Source organism: Paenibacillus sp. J14 (genome assembly GCF_000518465.1).
GTDB classification, from domain to species: domain Bacteria; phylum Bacillota; class Bacilli; order Paenibacillales; family Paenibacillaceae; genus Fontibacillus; species Fontibacillus barengoltzii.
In genome coordinates this window covers 146517-160425 of the sequence record NZ_JADQ01000006.1, presented here as the reverse complement: position 1 = coordinate 160425, position 13909 = coordinate 146517, and the positions used below count along the sequence as shown (strand labels likewise).

The following is a 13909-nucleotide window of genomic DNA, read 5'->3' as shown; positions in this document are numbered from 1 at the left end:
CCACTCCCTTGTATTTGCACAGACGCTTAAATATTTCGATCAAATCTCTCCTCACTTGATTATAGATCTCTTTCCGTCTATACTTCGGGGTGAACACGATATGGTATTTGCACATCCACTTCGTGTGAGCTAAACTATAGCTCTTGTTTGCCATCTAAGACCATTCCTTTCTTTTATTGAGCCTGAACATCTCAATTTTATGGGAATGGTCTAGTTGGTCAAACCTTCGTTCCTCCACCCGCATAGCGGGTGGTTTTTTGTTTCGCACGCTTCGCGAGCTCAACTGGCTAAAGCCATAATAAAAAACACCCGATGGATCGGGTGTTTTCAAACCTTGGGCGCTTGATTGGACTTCAATTTTCGCAGTTCTTTCAGTTGCTCATTTGCTTGCCCCAGCGCTTTTTTTCGCTGCTCGATGTCTTTCATGTGCTGGCGTTCAATCTCGGCAAATTTTACACTGTCAAAAAGAATCCATTGCTTCATCATGGAAGCATCAGGAAAGATTTGATTCCGAATCTCTTTACGTTTCACAGCCACGCAGCACAAATAGTTATGATGAACTTCCATCTTCGTGACCTCGAACCAAGGATCCAGGCAGATACCTAGGTTCCCGGCATAAAAGGTCTGCTTATGATCGTGGAAGGGATGATATCCGTATGGCACCGTTACAATCAGAGTGCCGCCGTCTGCCAGCAATCGATAAGCATGACTGATCAACACTCCGGGATTCGCAAAATGCTCCAGAATTTGTCCTAGAATGACGGTATCAAATAGCTTATGACCTTGGAATTCCGTAACATCGGCGACTTTAAATTGAACCTTGGATCGGACAGGCTTAGATTCCCGGGACAACTCCCTTTTCGCATACTGGACCGCCCCTTCTTCCAAATCTAATCCAAGAACTTTGCGTCCTTCTCGGCCCAGCAGGATCGAAGTAATCCCTTGGCTGCACCCTACGTCGAGCACTCTTCTACCCGTTACTTGACGGCAAATCCAATGAATGCGTGCTCTTGTTGCTTCATGGGACTTTTCCGAGTTCACCTGACCATAATAGCGCTCGTTGACCCGATCTTGGTTTACCAAAATCCTTCACCTCCTCTATTTCGAGGAAACCGCGGTTAACTCATAAATTCTTTCAGGACTTTCTGGATTTCTGCCGGGCTTAGACGGTCTTTTTGCGGTACCTTCTTGACTAAGGTATTATTTTGATGGATGACATTCACATAATTTCGGGGAGCCAACAGTTCATGGGGTAAATCAATCACATTGCCATGTGTACCCCGCCCTGGAAGCTTCACGCGATATCCCTTCATATACTCGGCAGTCTTGTAAAGAAAAACATAGAATTGCGGGGAATAATGAAAGGTTGGTGCCATTTCTCCATTGACCGTGTCCCATAAATAGCCGTTTTGATTGATCAAAGCAATCGTTCCTTGCTTCGGTTGATAATCGTACAACTGCTGGACATACGTTTTATGATACAGGTCGTCAGAATCCAAACGTGCGATATATAAATCCTCGCTATTTCCGGCGTATGCTTTCATTTTCTCGATACTGTTGCGTTTCGTTCCAAACCAGATATTGTTTGGCAGCGGCGGATATTTTGACAGGATATCTGCTACAATCGCTTCGCTTTCTTCGGCAATCTTAAATATCGCCAGAAAGTTTTGATTCGTTTGGGCTCTTAATGATTTCAAGGTAAAGTTACGAAAGATCGCGATGCGCTTCTCCAACCACGGCCGAGTCAGCCGATCTGGCGATAACCCGAACGTATTGAAATTGCTTTCAATCACTACTTTTCTAGTCATGCACTTCCCTCCTTGTCATAATAGCCCGTATGTTACTTTTACTTTCGTGTAACGGAGCTACCGATCTTTCACTATATGTTGGACGTGAGGAGAAGGACAGGGCCGTCTTCCAATAACGCAGTTACCCCATGAATTCTTTCAGCACTTTTTTCTGCTCCTCTTTCGACAGTCGTCCTTTAACCGGGAGCGTTCTCGGGATCGAATTATAGCGGTGAATAACTTCGACAAAGTTACGAGGAGTTAAGATTTCATGAGGTAATTCAATCACGTTCCCGTGTGTGGCCCTTCCTGGCAGCTTGATGCGATATCCGGATGTAAATTCCGAAGTCTTATACAAGAACACATAGTATGGAGGAGATTTTCGAAACATCGGTACCATTTCTCCATGGATCGAGTCGTAAGCGTAACCGTTTTGATTAATTAAAGCAAGGGTGCCTGGCTTCGGTCGATGGTCATGCAGCTGTTGGATATAGGATTTATGGTACATATCGTCAGATTCCATGCGAACTAAATACAAATTCTCGCAGGATCCAGCATAGGTTTTAATGCGCTCCATCCCTTCTTGATGGGTTACAAACATGATGTTTTTCGGTAGACGAGGGTATTTAGCCAAAATCTCGTTGATCATTTTCTCTGTCTCGGGCACGACCTTGAAGATCGCCATAAAGTCTTGATTGGTTTGAACTAACAGCGACTTCAGTGTGAACTCGCGAAAAATCTGAATTCGATTCTCTAGCCAGGGACGGGTCAGCCGGTGCGGACTAAATCCAAATGTATTAAAATTGCTTTCGATTACGATCCTTTTTGACATCTACAATCCTCCTTGCTTATAGCCGCTCACTCAGCTTAATCTAGTTCTGGAAAACAGGCCTTCTACTTTTTACTATATGTTTGTGATAACGAACGGACAGGACGGATTCCATTGCTTGCTGAAAATAGTCTTGTACCCTCCTCTACTACTTGGCAGTACAAGCACACAATTCATTCCGTGCTCGCAATCATAGACTGAAATGATTAAGCATGCGAAAGGAATGAATTGTCGGATGCAACAAATCTATTTAGATACTAAAGACTTGCTAAAGACAATCGAAGACGCACTCAAGAATCAGAAGGCATTTTCCTTAGTAAGGATTGGTGACGGGGAGAATTTGGTCATGTCTCAACATCATGTCTGGCCTGTGTCTAAAGTGCTTCAGGAACGGTGGGCCATCAAAGCCAACCGAGGGGAAAAAGGCCTGACCCTACCAAATTTACATCTGCGAAATGCCGTGATTTCTTCTGTAAAAAAGGCGACCGTTGTTGGAATCCTTCCTCCCGGAGACAACACGATTAAAGCACCGGATTATTTAAAAAGACCCTTAACGGACGAAGTGTTCTCCTATTACAAGATTGAGCCGCCTTTGATTTGCCATGCCGGAGTGAACCGGGAGTTGGCCAAAATGGAGGAATTCTGGTCCCTCCTTTCCGGCCGGAGAATTCTGATCATCACACGGGAAGCTGCAAAGCTCAAGGAACGGCTTGAACAAGAACCCTATAATCAAAAGATCGTACATGCACTGCCGTTTGACCAATGGTCGGAGTATCGGAATACGATGAAGTGGGTTATCGCTCATAAGAATAGCTTTGACGTGGCTCTGATTTCCTGCGGAGTCAGTGCAGTAGTTCTCGCGGAACAGATTGCGGCGAAATCGGGCAAAGTCGCTCTCGACTTTGGCAAAGCTAACAATATCATATTGAAAGGGCGCCCCAATTAACCTGTGGGCGCCCTCGTTAGGTTTTAAACTTAGCTGTCTTACTTTCCAATCCGCATATAGTCCCGGATCGACATCGCCCCCGGAACTCGGGCATATTGATCCAGGTGTCCTAGCCGCAGACGTGGCTGCCATTTGATGAGGCCTTGATCCGGAATCAACTCGCCGATAAGCATGCGGATCAGCGTACTTTTTCCTGCACCGTTCTGTCCGACAAGCCCCATATGCTCACCCGCATGTAATTCCAGAGAAGTTCCTTGTCTCCAATTCGGTGCGTTACACCGCTTATTTCTAATAACCTCATAGCTAACTCCCCTTATCGCTGAAAAAATAAAAAAGCAGAGAAACTAGCGCCTGTCGGCGCCGGCCCTCTGCTACGGGAACTCCCTTAAAAAACGCAAAGGACCAAGGACAAAACATTGTCCTTGGCCCATCCATTCATACACCGGTTTCAAGCACACTTAAATAAGCCTAGGGATTATATGCTTTCCGAGTTGCGCTGTCACTTAACATGAATCGATTTCGAGGCTACGTTTGTCACGGCAGTGCGCCTTCCTGGATGACCGGTTTGCCGGCTTCCAGCAATGCTTGATTCCGTCCAAGAAAGATCGAAAGAATTAAGATGAGAAGGCCGGTCGCAATCAGCAGCCATTCGATCGCGATCACATCGGCGATCGGCCCGAAGATCAACATCCCGATCGGCATCATCGACGTGGAAATCATGCTGAACACCCCGAAAATCCTTCCCAAATAGCTCTCATCGACTTTTTCCTGAATCATCGTCATCGTTGGCGTATTAAAAGCCGGCATGGCTACCCCAAACAAGGCCATAAACGCCAGATAGATCCAAAAGACGGGAATGACGCCGAGCAAAAACGTGCATGCCCCCATCAGAACGGTAGCCAGCGTCATCGTATGGACTTTATTCTTAAAGCCGCCCCATGCGGCAATCAATCCCCCACCCGCCATCATGCCGACAGAAAAAGCAATTTCAATTGCAGTAAGCCGCCAGACTTCCTCGCCGTAAGTTCGAGTCACCTGAAGCGGGGTTAAAAATGCGGCGGGGGCCATCAGAATAAAGAAGACCGCCATGAAAGCGAAAAAGGATTTTAAGTACGCTTGCCGACGAATGTAGAGCAGCCCCTCCTTAAGATCGCTGAAATAGCTGGACGACTGCTGGTCGGTGGCACGTTGATGCGGCGGAATCCGGAAATAAAGCAACAGTGTCAAAATTGCGATCGCCGCCGTAACCACATCGATGAAGAAAATGGTTTCGATCGTAGCCACGGTAAGCAGTGCAGCGCTGACGATAGGGGACACAAACATAATGACGGCTTGAATGCTTCCGTTAATTCCGTTCACCTTCGTTAATTGGTCGGACGGTACGATTTGCGGCAAAATTGCCCCAACTGACGGCGTCTGCACACCCGAGCCAAGCGCACGAATCGCAGCCATAACAAAGAGCAGCCATGCTTCCTCATATCCCATCAGGAACAGGAGCGCGAGGATCAGGGTGGCCAAAGCGATCATGCCATCTGACAGCATAATTAACCATTTTCGGTTGTATCGGTCCGCCCAAACGCCCGCCACCGGGGATAACAGGAACGTGGGAATAAACCCGCAGATGATATATAACGTCATCATAATCCCCGACTTCGTATTCAGCGTAATATACCACATGATGGCATACTGCACCAGCGAAGAACCAAACAGTGAAATGGTTTGACTGCTCAGGAACAGGATGATATTTCTTTTCCACTGCTCTTTTGTTGTCGCTTGATTTGACCTGTCTACGTTATTCACGGACATCCCCTCTCGATCTGAAAATTACAGAATAATTATACTGTAAGCGACTCCAAATCACCAAATCAATGGAAAAGATGGTTATAAAAAAGAACCCCGAATCCCGGGGTACATCGAGCCTTGTTATAATTTGGCGTTCTCCTCTTTGGCCATGGAACGAATGTAGAACACTCCCAGCACGGAACAAAGCAGAAACGAGAAGAACGCCATCGCTGCTGCCTGCTCTCGCTCCTGAAAGACACTAAACACCTGCTGCATGGACACGCCCAGCATTTGCGGTGAGTTAGCCCCCAGCAAGAATGGAGCCGTAAAGGAGCCAATAGCCCCCATAAACACGAAGGTTAGCGCAACGAGAAACGTTTTGTAGGACAACGGTAAAATAAATCTCGCAAACAATCTTAACTTCCCTGTTCCGACGTCTTTGGCGCTTTCGATAACCGATGAAGGAATTCCGGCCAGCGCCGAGCTGAGCAGCATGGTCGTAAACGGAATATTGAACCAGAGGTTCGCAATGATGATCCCCTTCTCATCGAAAATAATCCGCGGCAGCGTGACGCCGATGTGCGTAAGCAGGCGCGCCAACCAGCCGTGGTTCCCGAGCAGATTGATCAGCCCATAAGTCGCGATCACCCCTGGAATGAACAACGGGATCATATACGTCTTGCGTATCAGCTCGACGATGGGGCCCTGATTAAAACGCATGTAGATCGCCAGCGTATAGCTGATTAGCAGCACCAAGGCACAGGTAATGAGGGTGATCCGCAAGGTAAACAGTAAATTCGCCCGCATCCCTTTATCCGCAAACAGGTAATGGTACCGGCTCAAATCGTATCCCCCAGCCTCGTTCGTGAGACTTAGCACCAATGATTGGATGATAGGGATGATGACGACAACCAATAAAATGGCGAAGGAGGGGAGGACCATTGCCAGCCCCGCCATCGCTTGTTTCCACTCTTTACTCATTGTGCAGCAACTTCACTTTGCCAACGTTTGTTGATTTCTGTGCCGAGGTCGCCAATGTTGAAGGTGCGGAAGCCTTCGGCCACCCCTTTGAATTTATCCTGTGTTTCCTGCGGCATATTGGACAATTCGATCCCCGGGAACCCGTTCATTTTCTCGACGATGACGTTTTGTGCTTCTGGCGACAGGACAAAGTCGAGGAACTGGTAGATTGCTTCTTTTTTATCGGACTCCCCGTTGACCATCAGATACGTAGGCCCGCCGTTAAAGCCAGGCGTGATTTGCTGCATTTTGATCGTATCGGGAAGCAATCCTTCGTTAATTTGCTGCAGCACCATATCCGACCATGCCGGAATCAGCGATACCTCTCCGTTCATCAGAAGATCTAAAGTGCCTTGGTTCTTCTTAGGGTAAATCCCATCACCGTAAACGTATTGACCCAGCTCTTTGAGCGTTTGGAATCCAGGATCCCATTTGGCCATCACGGATGGATCGGAATTGTGAATATCTTCCTCTGGTAAGTCCTTGTAGATTACCGTATGAACAAAGGAACTGCCCGCACCGCCGGTGGACGGGTCATTATAAGCAAATTGTCCAGGGTTCGCCTTGATCCAAGCCAACAGCTCGTCCAACGTTTTTGGCGGGTTGGAGATTTTCGTACTGTCGTAAGCTAGAACAACGGCGGAGGAACGGTAAGGAATTGCGTAGTTATCCACGTCTTTCATAGTATCGGAATTGACCTTGGCCAGATTCGGGATAGCGTTCGAATCTAACTGCTGCCACACTCCGTCCTTCGTGCCTTGGGATACAACGCCGATTCCGTCTTCATACAAATCGATGTCCCCCGAGCCTTTGCCAGCCTGCTTGGCAGCCAGAATCCGATCATAGGTCGGCTGCGCACCGGTTCCGGACGGGATATAAACGGGGTTCACGTCTACTTGATTGTTTTGCTTCTCGAACATCGGAATCAGTGTATCCCACAGATCCTTCACGTTTTGCGAGCCTGTAAAGTAAAAGTTAAACTTCACCGGTGCATTCGCCGTTGCCGGCGTTGTCGTTGATTCGCCCTGTGCTCCTGTATTTGACGCCGCTCCATTTATATCCGCACCCCCACATCCGGCAAGCAAGGCCATTGACAACAACGCAGTAGACAATAGAGTTAACCACGGTTTCTTGGATCTCATGTTCTTTTATCCTCCCTTAGTTGGGTTCACCTGACGGAAACCCGATCAATTTGACGATCTTGACGCCAACGTCCTTCCCAACCGACAAGTGCTGTGTTGCTTCCTTCGATTGGAACGTACGCAGCGTCCCCCATCCCGGCAGCTCCACGGTCACTTCGGCATAATGCCCTAGTACCATCACTTGCTTGATTCTCCCCGCCAACTTCTCTTCATTCTCCTCTGCCTCACTTAACACGACATCCTCCGGTCGGATCGCTGCGGTAACTTTGCCGCTGAGCCGCTTCTCATTCGGAAAGCGGAGCGCGCCGATCCGGATGCTCCGTTCATCCGCCACCCCCTCCAAAAAGTTCATCTTGCCGATAAAGCTTGCCACATATAAAGTCTCAGGCGCATCGTAAATTTGTTGCGGGCCTGCGATTTGCTCGATTCGCCCGTGATTCATCACCACGATCCGGTCGGAGAGCGACAAGGCCTCCTCTTGGTCATGCGTTACGAACACCATCGTAAGTCCGGTTTGCATTTGAATTTCACGGAGTTCCTCACGCATCTCGTGACGTAGCTTCGCATCCAGCGCCGAGAACGGCTCGTCCAACAGCAGCACAGCCGGCTTCAGCAACAAGGAGCGGGCCAAGGCGACGCGTTGCTGCTGTCCGCCCGACAATTCAGCAGGATACTTCTTCTCGTAACCCGATAACCGGACCAGCTTCAACGCGTCAGCGACGGCAGCACGGATTTCCAATTTGGGCATTTTACGGATCTTCAGCCCAAACGCCAAATTTTCGTACACAGACATGTGCGACCATAAATTGTAACTTTGAAACACCATCGACGTAGGGCGCTTCTCCGGCGGCACCCCGATAACGCTACGGCCTTCGATCAGGATGTCCCCCCCATCTGGTTCGAGAAAGCCGCCGATACTGCGCAGCACCGTCGTCTTTCCGCATCCCGATGGACCCAGCAGGGTCACGAGCTCACCTTGCTTCACGGTTAAGTTGATATCGCTGACTCCGTCCCCTGTCTTATAACGTTTCGTCAAATTTTGCAACACTAATTGCATGCGGTTTACCCCCTTTTCCCTTGGGTCGGCTTATTTCGTTTGGAACCCGCTCGCCAGCACATCTGCGCTGACCAGACGTTGTGCAGCAAGCAGCAAGATAATGGTCGGCAAGGTTAAAATGATGGAGAACACCGCTCCTGCGCTGCTCGGAAAGTCCGAAATAATGGAGTACATCACGATCGGCATTGTCTTGAAATCCGGAATCCCCACAAGGAAGGTCCCTTGCGCCTCATCCAACGAGTTGAGAAAGGTAAAGACCGAAGCAACCATAATGCCGGGCATCGCCATGGGCAACGTGATACTCCGAAACACCCGAAATGGAGTTGCCCCAACATCCCGTGCCGATTCCTCCTGCGCCCGATGCACATTACGGAAGGCAGCCGTAGGAATCCAAGTCATGAACATCAACACATTAATCATATGAATCAAGACGACACCCAGCAGGGTATTCATGAGACCAATTCGATAAAACAACACCGCAATCGAGACATATAACCCCATCTTCGGGAATGCATGCGTCAGCAGGAACGAGAACAAGAACATTCGCTTCAGCGGAAACTGGATTCTCGCGAATGCATACGCAGCTGGAATACAGATCAGGATGGATAACGCCGTTACGATCACTGCGATCAAGAACGACAATGAAATCGAGGAGACGATGTCGTCCTTGGCTAATACGAAGTTCCACCATTTGAATCCCCAAGTCGCCGGCAAGAGTTCCGGATAGTTCCACTTCTCACTGAACGCCAGCACCAGCAGGTTCAAGAGCGGGCCGGCGAAAAATATCGCAAACACGGTAAGCAGCACAAACTCGATAATTCGCCTTGCCCCTACTTTTTTCCAATACCATCCCATTCAGGTCACTCCTTCCCTTCCGTTGATTGACGTTTGACCACATAACTCTCATATTCCACCAGCTTCGGCAAATCGGCTTCGCCGCGGATCAGCTTGTCCAACAGCTCCACCGCATCTCGTCCGATCCCGACGGCATTTACGGTAACCGTTGACAGCGACGGTGAGTACATGCGGCCAAGCTCGATATCGTCGTACCCCAAGACAGCAACTTCCTGGGGAATCTGAACGCCTCGATCCAGCAGCAACTTCATGGCGCCTAGCGCCAGCATGTCGTTGGTCGTGAACAGCGCGGTATATCCGTATTTCCGAAAGTCCGAGAAGTGCTTCTCCATCCGTTGGAAGCCGGTATCAAAGCTGGACTCCGGAGAAGGAATCACCCTTACAGCGCCGGATTGCTCCGAGAGGCCTAATTGTTCCAGACGCCGGAGGAATCCCGTTAAGCGGAGCGAGTGACTGCGATGCTCCACTGGTCCGGCGATGACGAAAAATTGACGATGTCCCAGCCCGTATAGATATTCGGCTGCCCGCGCGCCGCCAGTTTCATCGTTGCTGACGAGATGAATCACATCCGGATCGTCGGTCGAACCGTTGACCATGAGGTAAGGCAGATGAAATTTTTTGACGTAATCGATCACGTTCTTCTGCAAACGGCTGACCAGAATCAATCCATCCACCCGCTGTTCCAGTAAAAAATCGGTGGAGCGTAAGCTCATCTCTCGATCCGTCTTCAAGAAGACAGAATACCCGCGGGCTTCGGAAGCGAACAGAATTTCGTCAATGATTTTGCCGTACAGCGGATGAGAGACGATCGGCGGCTTCTCACGAAATACGATGACCCCAAGATTGTAGGTGCGTTTGGTCACCATCGCCCGGGCGACAGCATTCGGCTTGTAATGGAGAGCTTCCGCCGCTTGCAGCACCCGTTCCTTCACCTCCGCACTGGCATATCCGTTGCCGGAGATCACCCGGGAGGCGGTGGACTTGGATACTCCCGCCACCCGGGCTATCTCCCGCAAGCCATGGTTCGGCTTCCTAGTCAACGTAGAGTCTCTCCTTCACTTGCGATCATTTCGTTTTTCACAGCGATCAGCTCGGCAACATTCCGGGATGTGATCGAATCTACGCCCAAGCCAGCCATTCGCCGCATAACGTCTGGCTCTGCGACCGTCCACACATAGACCGCCAGCCCTACTTGTCTCGCCGCGGTTATGAGCTCCGGTCGAACCAACTGGTACGGAACGTTTAACCCGAAGCATCGCGCCGAACGGGCTTCATCACAGGCCTGGGCAACAGCCTCTGCATATGAGCTCAATCGAAAGCTGTCGATATTGACGTTCAGCAGCTTACGAATGGACGGGGTGAGACGTTCAGCTTCCATGGCAACCGCATACCCACATCCGCTGAAGAAGGCTTGATTCGTCATTCCCATTTGGAGCAGCGTCGCAGCCGCTGGTTCCAGGCAGGCCGCTGATTTGATATCAAGGTTCATCGTTTTTCCGGTTTCTTTGATCCAACGCAGAACGGATTCCAGAGGGAGACGCTCCTCCTTCGAAAATTCCTCCAGCTCCGCCAGTGTAATGTCTGATAATCGGGTCTGCCGTCCATCTGCAAGCACCACCTCGTCGTCATGAGCCAACACCAACTTTGCGTCTCGCGTAATCCGAATGTCGTCTTCATAAACGTCCACTCCAAGGGCCAATGCAGCATTAAATGAGGCTAAGGAATGATCGGGGTGCCCCATGCACCCGGTATGAGCTGTGATCAAAGGGAATTGCTTCATGTCATGAATTACCTCCTTAATCGAAATAAACCGGATTGGTAAAAGCAATTAACGTATAAATTTCGCGCACCCTCCCCCAAAGCTCGGCTCGCAGCCATTTTCTCGGCTCAGACGAGAGCGGCAAACCGGATAGACGGATGACATCGTCGCCCGGTTTGCCGCCGTTCCACATCACCTCGGTATCCAGCTCCTGGCCCCGGTCCGAGCAGAGGATCAGCTTGAAATTTTGATCGGGCAACGACCATAACCCCGGCCGAACGGAGAAATCAATCGTGATCTCCGCTTGCATATCCGTGTCCTCTTCCGGTTGCAGAGGTGACGGAATGACGGAACCCAGAGCGTAGCTTTCGCCGCCGCAGCTCACCGAGAGCAGCAGCAACGGGCCGATCGTCACCGAAGCTTTCCCTTCTCGAAGTGCGTTGACCAGATGTTCCTCCTTCGGCAATTCGTCTTCCGGGATGCCGAGATAGGTCACCGACAGCGGCTCATCCGTCTCCTTCTGCACATGCCAATCCCGGCCAGACGTCGCTGAGATCCGCAAGCCTTCACTCAGCTTGTCGGTCCAGAGGGCATACGCTCGTCGGTTGTTGGTGCGAATGGAAGCAAACGTCTCAGACCAAACCTCAATATAGTCAACAACGGACCAGTCCTGAATCTCATACTCCCAGAAGCATCCGGTGCAAGCCGGACTGCCGATCCGGAACGGATGAGCCAAACCGGCAATCCCGCCGAGTCGATGCACCGCTTGAATCCCCTCATCGATCTTGCTGCGGTCGGCTTTCCGCCAATCCGCATATTCGCTTAATCCGATCGTCACCATATGGCCATAGAATGTCGTCCACTCCATCCCAGGAACGATGAGCAGTCCAAACTTTTTGGAGATCGTCTCCTTCCCTGCGAGCCCGGTCATCGTATTGTGATCGGTAAGCGCAATTGCATCGAACCCAAGTTTTGCCGCGCCCTCTGCTAACTCTTCCAGCGTCTGGGCGCCGTCGCTATGCAGCGTATGAGTATGCAGCTCACAAGCCAACCATTTCATTACGCCTCATTCTCCTTTTCCGCCCAAACTTGGAGCAAATAATTACAGGTATCCGTGACGATCGAGTGAACGCTTAGCGTGACTTCCCAATCTCCGGCGGGTAGAGGGCCTGGAAGTAACCCAGGGGAAGCTTCCCTTGCCGAAAGCGCCAGCTCCTGTACCGGATCATGACGATGACAGGCGCCCCGATAACCTAGCGGATCGTCAAGCGAGAGCGTGATCAGGTTTTTCAGGGGGATATATTTGTCTGCTTGGGCTAATGCCGGTGCCTTCTGTTCCGGCAGCAGATATGCGTCGAAGCTTTGACTTAGCAGTTCCAAAGATCGTCCGCGCTCTTCCAGCAGCTTCGGAGTATATTCAAATTTCAGTCGCAACCGGCTGCAATCCTCATCCAATTGAAACGGAATACGAATATGCGTCTTGTTATTGTCCGGCGTCACACGCCCCATCACATCGAGTACTAGCAATACGGCTCATCGCCTTTCTTGTTTTATAGAATCATCACAAAGCCTAATGACCTATCTTGAAGTGGGAACGGTCCCACATGTTCTCATGGTACTGCTCGAACATCAAGGCGGTATCATCCGCGTGTTAATCTTGTGTAAAAGCAAAAGAAGGAAGCGAACAGGTTCGCATCCTTCTTTTTTCATCCTTATTCATGTTCAGTTGTCCGTATGCGTACAGATAAGCCTTACCCGCCGATTGCTTCTTACCGGTCTTGCAGCATAATTCGGTAAGCAGGGTATTGATGGATGGCGATGCCGCCAAACCCGGCATGCTGCGCAAAATAAGCGTTGATGGCCTGAATCTGTTGGTTCATGTAAACTAAGCCTTTATTATAGTACGTAATCTCACTGGGAATCGTAGAGCCATTAGGCGGACTGGTCTCTGCACCGATATAAACCTTCTTCCCCAAGCTTGCGGCATAATCGGCTTCCGCCAATGACGCGCGAATCTGCCGGTCAGCCGTGTCGCGGTAAGCCATTAGGGATACGGTATCCACGATATCCAATACGAAGTAACTTAACGGCTTCCGTTGTCCGCCTGTCTCCACCATCACCGGATTTTCCCCTGTCGCATACCAGCAAGGAATCGCCGCATTAAACTCGAGCGGATTGCCGCTGGTGCGAATTTCTGCCGCGATTTTCTTCAACACCTGCAGGTATTGATAATTGACAGAACCTCGCTTCGTTTGGTATTCCGGCAAGACATGCGGTTCAATATCAAATTGAATGCCGTCAAAGGTGCTGTCCGGGTGGGAAGCATTAAACGCCAGCACCTGACGAAGCTCTGCGAGCGCATCGCGATGTCGTCCTTCCAAGGCCCACTCGGCTCTTCCGACCAGCGCAAAGACGCGGATCCCCTCCGCATGTGCACGATTGATCAGCTCCGTATAGGTTGCCGGTTGATCCGGCAGCGTTCTGCTTGTTCCAATAAACAACAGGTTGATGTTCTGGTCCTTCAAAAACTCCAGCAAAGACGTAATTTTTTGTGAGTTGGAAGCCGCATCATAGAAATCCCATGCCCAAATGGCTTTGGTTGATCTTGCCTCTGCTTGGGCCGGAGTGGTGACTCCCATAATTCCCGCCAAACAGATTGCCAACAACAGCAAGATTGCCTTGTTCTTCACTCGTTCCTCTACACTCCATTCCTTCTCTGATTTCCCTGTGAT

The 13909-nt window shown here is 50.1% G+C and carries 16 protein-coding genes; 1 reads left to right on the top strand and 15 read right to left on the bottom strand.

The genetic code is table 11. The annotated features are described in order from the left end of the window. From M891_RS24810 to M891_RS0102985, 4 genes are all read right to left on the bottom strand, one after another. Positions 1-154, bottom strand: a 154-nt coding sequence (locus M891_RS24810) for a transposase (RefSeq protein WP_028537773.1), incomplete at its 3' end; no start/stop codon positions are given. A gap of 173 nt (positions 155-327) precedes the next feature. Beyond that, positions 328-1083 carry a class I SAM-dependent methyltransferase gene (locus M891_RS23215; RefSeq protein ID WP_036699255.1) on the bottom strand — a complete coding sequence of 252 codons (756 nt, stop codon included), beginning with the start codon at positions 1081-1083 and terminating at the stop codon, positions 328-330. Between the two features lie 35 nt (positions 1084-1118). Continuing rightward, a complete protein-coding gene (locus M891_RS0102990) occupies positions 1119-1808 on the bottom strand; it encodes a glycosyltransferase (RefSeq protein ID WP_028537772.1) in 690 nt (229 codons plus the stop codon). A gap of 121 nt (positions 1809-1929) precedes the next feature. After that, positions 1930-2619 (bottom strand): glycosyltransferase, encoded by a 690-nt coding sequence (locus tag M891_RS0102985; RefSeq protein ID WP_028537771.1) that lies wholly within the window; start codon positions 2617-2619, stop codon positions 1930-1932. A 199-nt stretch (positions 2620-2818) separates the two neighbouring features. Here M891_RS0102985 and M891_RS0102980 point away from each other — a divergent pair, with 199 nt between their 5' ends. Continuing rightward, positions 2819-3562 (top strand): GT-D fold domain-containing glycosyltransferase, encoded by a 744-nt coding sequence (locus tag M891_RS0102980; protein WP_009226570.1) that lies wholly within the window; start codon positions 2819-2821, stop codon positions 3560-3562. 38 nt (positions 3563-3600) lie between these two features. On the opposite strand, the gene M891_RS26060 is transcribed toward M891_RS0102980, so the two are convergent. The 11 genes from M891_RS26060 to M891_RS0102925 form a co-directional block, all read right to left on the bottom strand. Beyond that, positions 3601-3807 carry an ATP-binding cassette domain-containing protein gene (locus tag M891_RS26060; RefSeq protein ID WP_442852593.1) on the bottom strand — a complete coding sequence of 69 codons (207 nt, stop codon included), beginning with the start codon at positions 3805-3807 and terminating at the stop codon, positions 3601-3603. 289 nt (positions 3808-4096) lie between these two features. Next, entirely contained in the window at positions 4097-5368 is a 1272-nt protein-coding gene (locus M891_RS0102970) for an MFS transporter (protein ID WP_050769821.1), read from the bottom strand. 117 nt (positions 5369-5485) lie between these two features. Continuing rightward, on the bottom strand, positions 5486-6325 hold the full coding sequence (locus M891_RS0102965; RefSeq protein ID WP_009226567.1) for an ABC transporter permease: 840 nt from the start codon (positions 6323-6325) through the stop codon (positions 5486-5488). After that, positions 6322-7506, bottom strand: coding sequence for an extracellular solute-binding protein (locus M891_RS0102960; RefSeq protein ID WP_028537769.1), 1185 nt, complete (start codon positions 7504-7506; stop codon positions 6322-6324). Before M891_RS0102960 ends, M891_RS0102965 begins: the two co-directional genes overlap by 4 nt. A 16-nt stretch (positions 7507-7522) precedes the next feature. Beyond that, complete coding sequence (locus M891_RS0102955) at positions 7523-8563, bottom strand: ABC transporter ATP-binding protein (RefSeq protein WP_028537768.1); 1041 nt, start codon at positions 8561-8563, stop codon at positions 7523-7525. Positions 8564-8593: 30 nt separating this feature from the next. Beyond that, on the bottom strand, positions 8594-9418 hold the full coding sequence (locus tag M891_RS0102950) for an ABC transporter permease (RefSeq protein ID WP_028537767.1): 825 nt from the start codon (positions 9416-9418) through the stop codon (positions 8594-8596). 5 nt (positions 9419-9423) lie between these two features. Beyond that, positions 9424-10458 carry a LacI family DNA-binding transcriptional regulator gene (locus tag M891_RS0102945; protein ID WP_028537766.1) on the bottom strand — a complete coding sequence of 345 codons (1035 nt, stop codon included), beginning with the start codon at positions 10456-10458 and terminating at the stop codon, positions 9424-9426. Beyond that, positions 10455-11198: a glycerophosphodiester phosphodiesterase gene (locus M891_RS0102940; RefSeq protein WP_009226562.1), complete on the bottom strand. Its 744-nt coding sequence runs from the start codon at positions 11196-11198 to the stop codon at positions 10455-10457. The genes M891_RS0102945 and M891_RS0102940 overlap by 4 nt, the downstream gene beginning before the upstream one ends. Before the next feature lie 16 nt (positions 11199-11214). Beyond that, positions 11215-12237 carry a CehA/McbA family metallohydrolase gene (locus M891_RS0102935; protein ID WP_028537765.1) on the bottom strand — a complete coding sequence of 341 codons (1023 nt, stop codon included), beginning with the start codon at positions 12235-12237 and terminating at the stop codon, positions 11215-11217. After that, entirely contained in the window at positions 12237-12704 is a 468-nt protein-coding gene (locus M891_RS0102930) for a hypothetical protein (protein WP_028537764.1), read from the bottom strand. The genes M891_RS0102935 and M891_RS0102930 overlap by 1 nt, the downstream gene beginning before the upstream one ends. Positions 12705-12946: 242 nt before the next feature. After that, positions 12947-13867 carry a hypothetical protein gene (locus M891_RS0102925; protein WP_028537763.1) on the bottom strand — a complete coding sequence of 307 codons (921 nt, stop codon included), beginning with the start codon at positions 13865-13867 and terminating at the stop codon, positions 12947-12949. Positions 13868-13909: the final 42 nt, after the last annotated feature.

What these genes read in the sequence shown, in the direction of transcription:
- M891_RS0102950 (WP_028537767.1), bottom strand. Translation starts at nt 9,418, where the DNA reads ATGGGATGGTATTGGAAAAAAGTAGGGGCAAGGCGAATTATCGAGTTT.
- M891_RS0102940 (WP_009226562.1), bottom strand. Translation starts at nt 11,198, where the DNA reads ATGAAGCAATTCCCTTTGATCACAGCTCATACCGGGTGCATGGGGCAC.
- M891_RS0102960 (WP_028537769.1), bottom strand. Translation starts at nt 7,506, where the DNA reads ATGAGATCCAAGAAACCGTGGTTAACTCTATTGTCTACTGCGTTGTTG.
- M891_RS0102935 (WP_028537765.1), bottom strand. Translation starts at nt 12,237, where the DNA reads ATGAAATGGTTGGCTTGTGAGCTGCATACTCATACGCTGCATAGCGAC.
- M891_RS0102985 (WP_028537771.1), bottom strand. Translation starts at nt 2,619, where the DNA reads ATGTCAAAAAGGATCGTAATCGAAAGCAATTTTAATACATTTGGATTT.
- M891_RS0102990 (WP_028537772.1), bottom strand. Translation starts at nt 1,808, where the DNA reads ATGACTAGAAAAGTAGTGATTGAAAGCAATTTCAATACGTTCGGGTTA.
- M891_RS0102955 (WP_028537768.1), bottom strand. Translation starts at nt 8,563, where the DNA reads ATGCAATTAGTGTTGCAAAATTTGACGAAACGTTATAAGACAGGGGAC.
- M891_RS0102965 (WP_009226567.1), bottom strand. Translation starts at nt 6,325, where the DNA reads ATGAGTAAAGAGTGGAAACAAGCGATGGCGGGGCTGGCAATGGTCCTC.
- M891_RS0102970 (WP_050769821.1), bottom strand. Translation starts at nt 5,368, where the DNA reads ATGTCCGTGAATAACGTAGACAGGTCAAATCAAGCGACAACAAAAGAG.
- M891_RS0102980 (WP_009226570.1), top strand. Translation starts at nt 2,819, where the DNA reads ATGATTAAGCATGCGAAAGGAATGAATTGTCGGATGCAACAAATCTAT.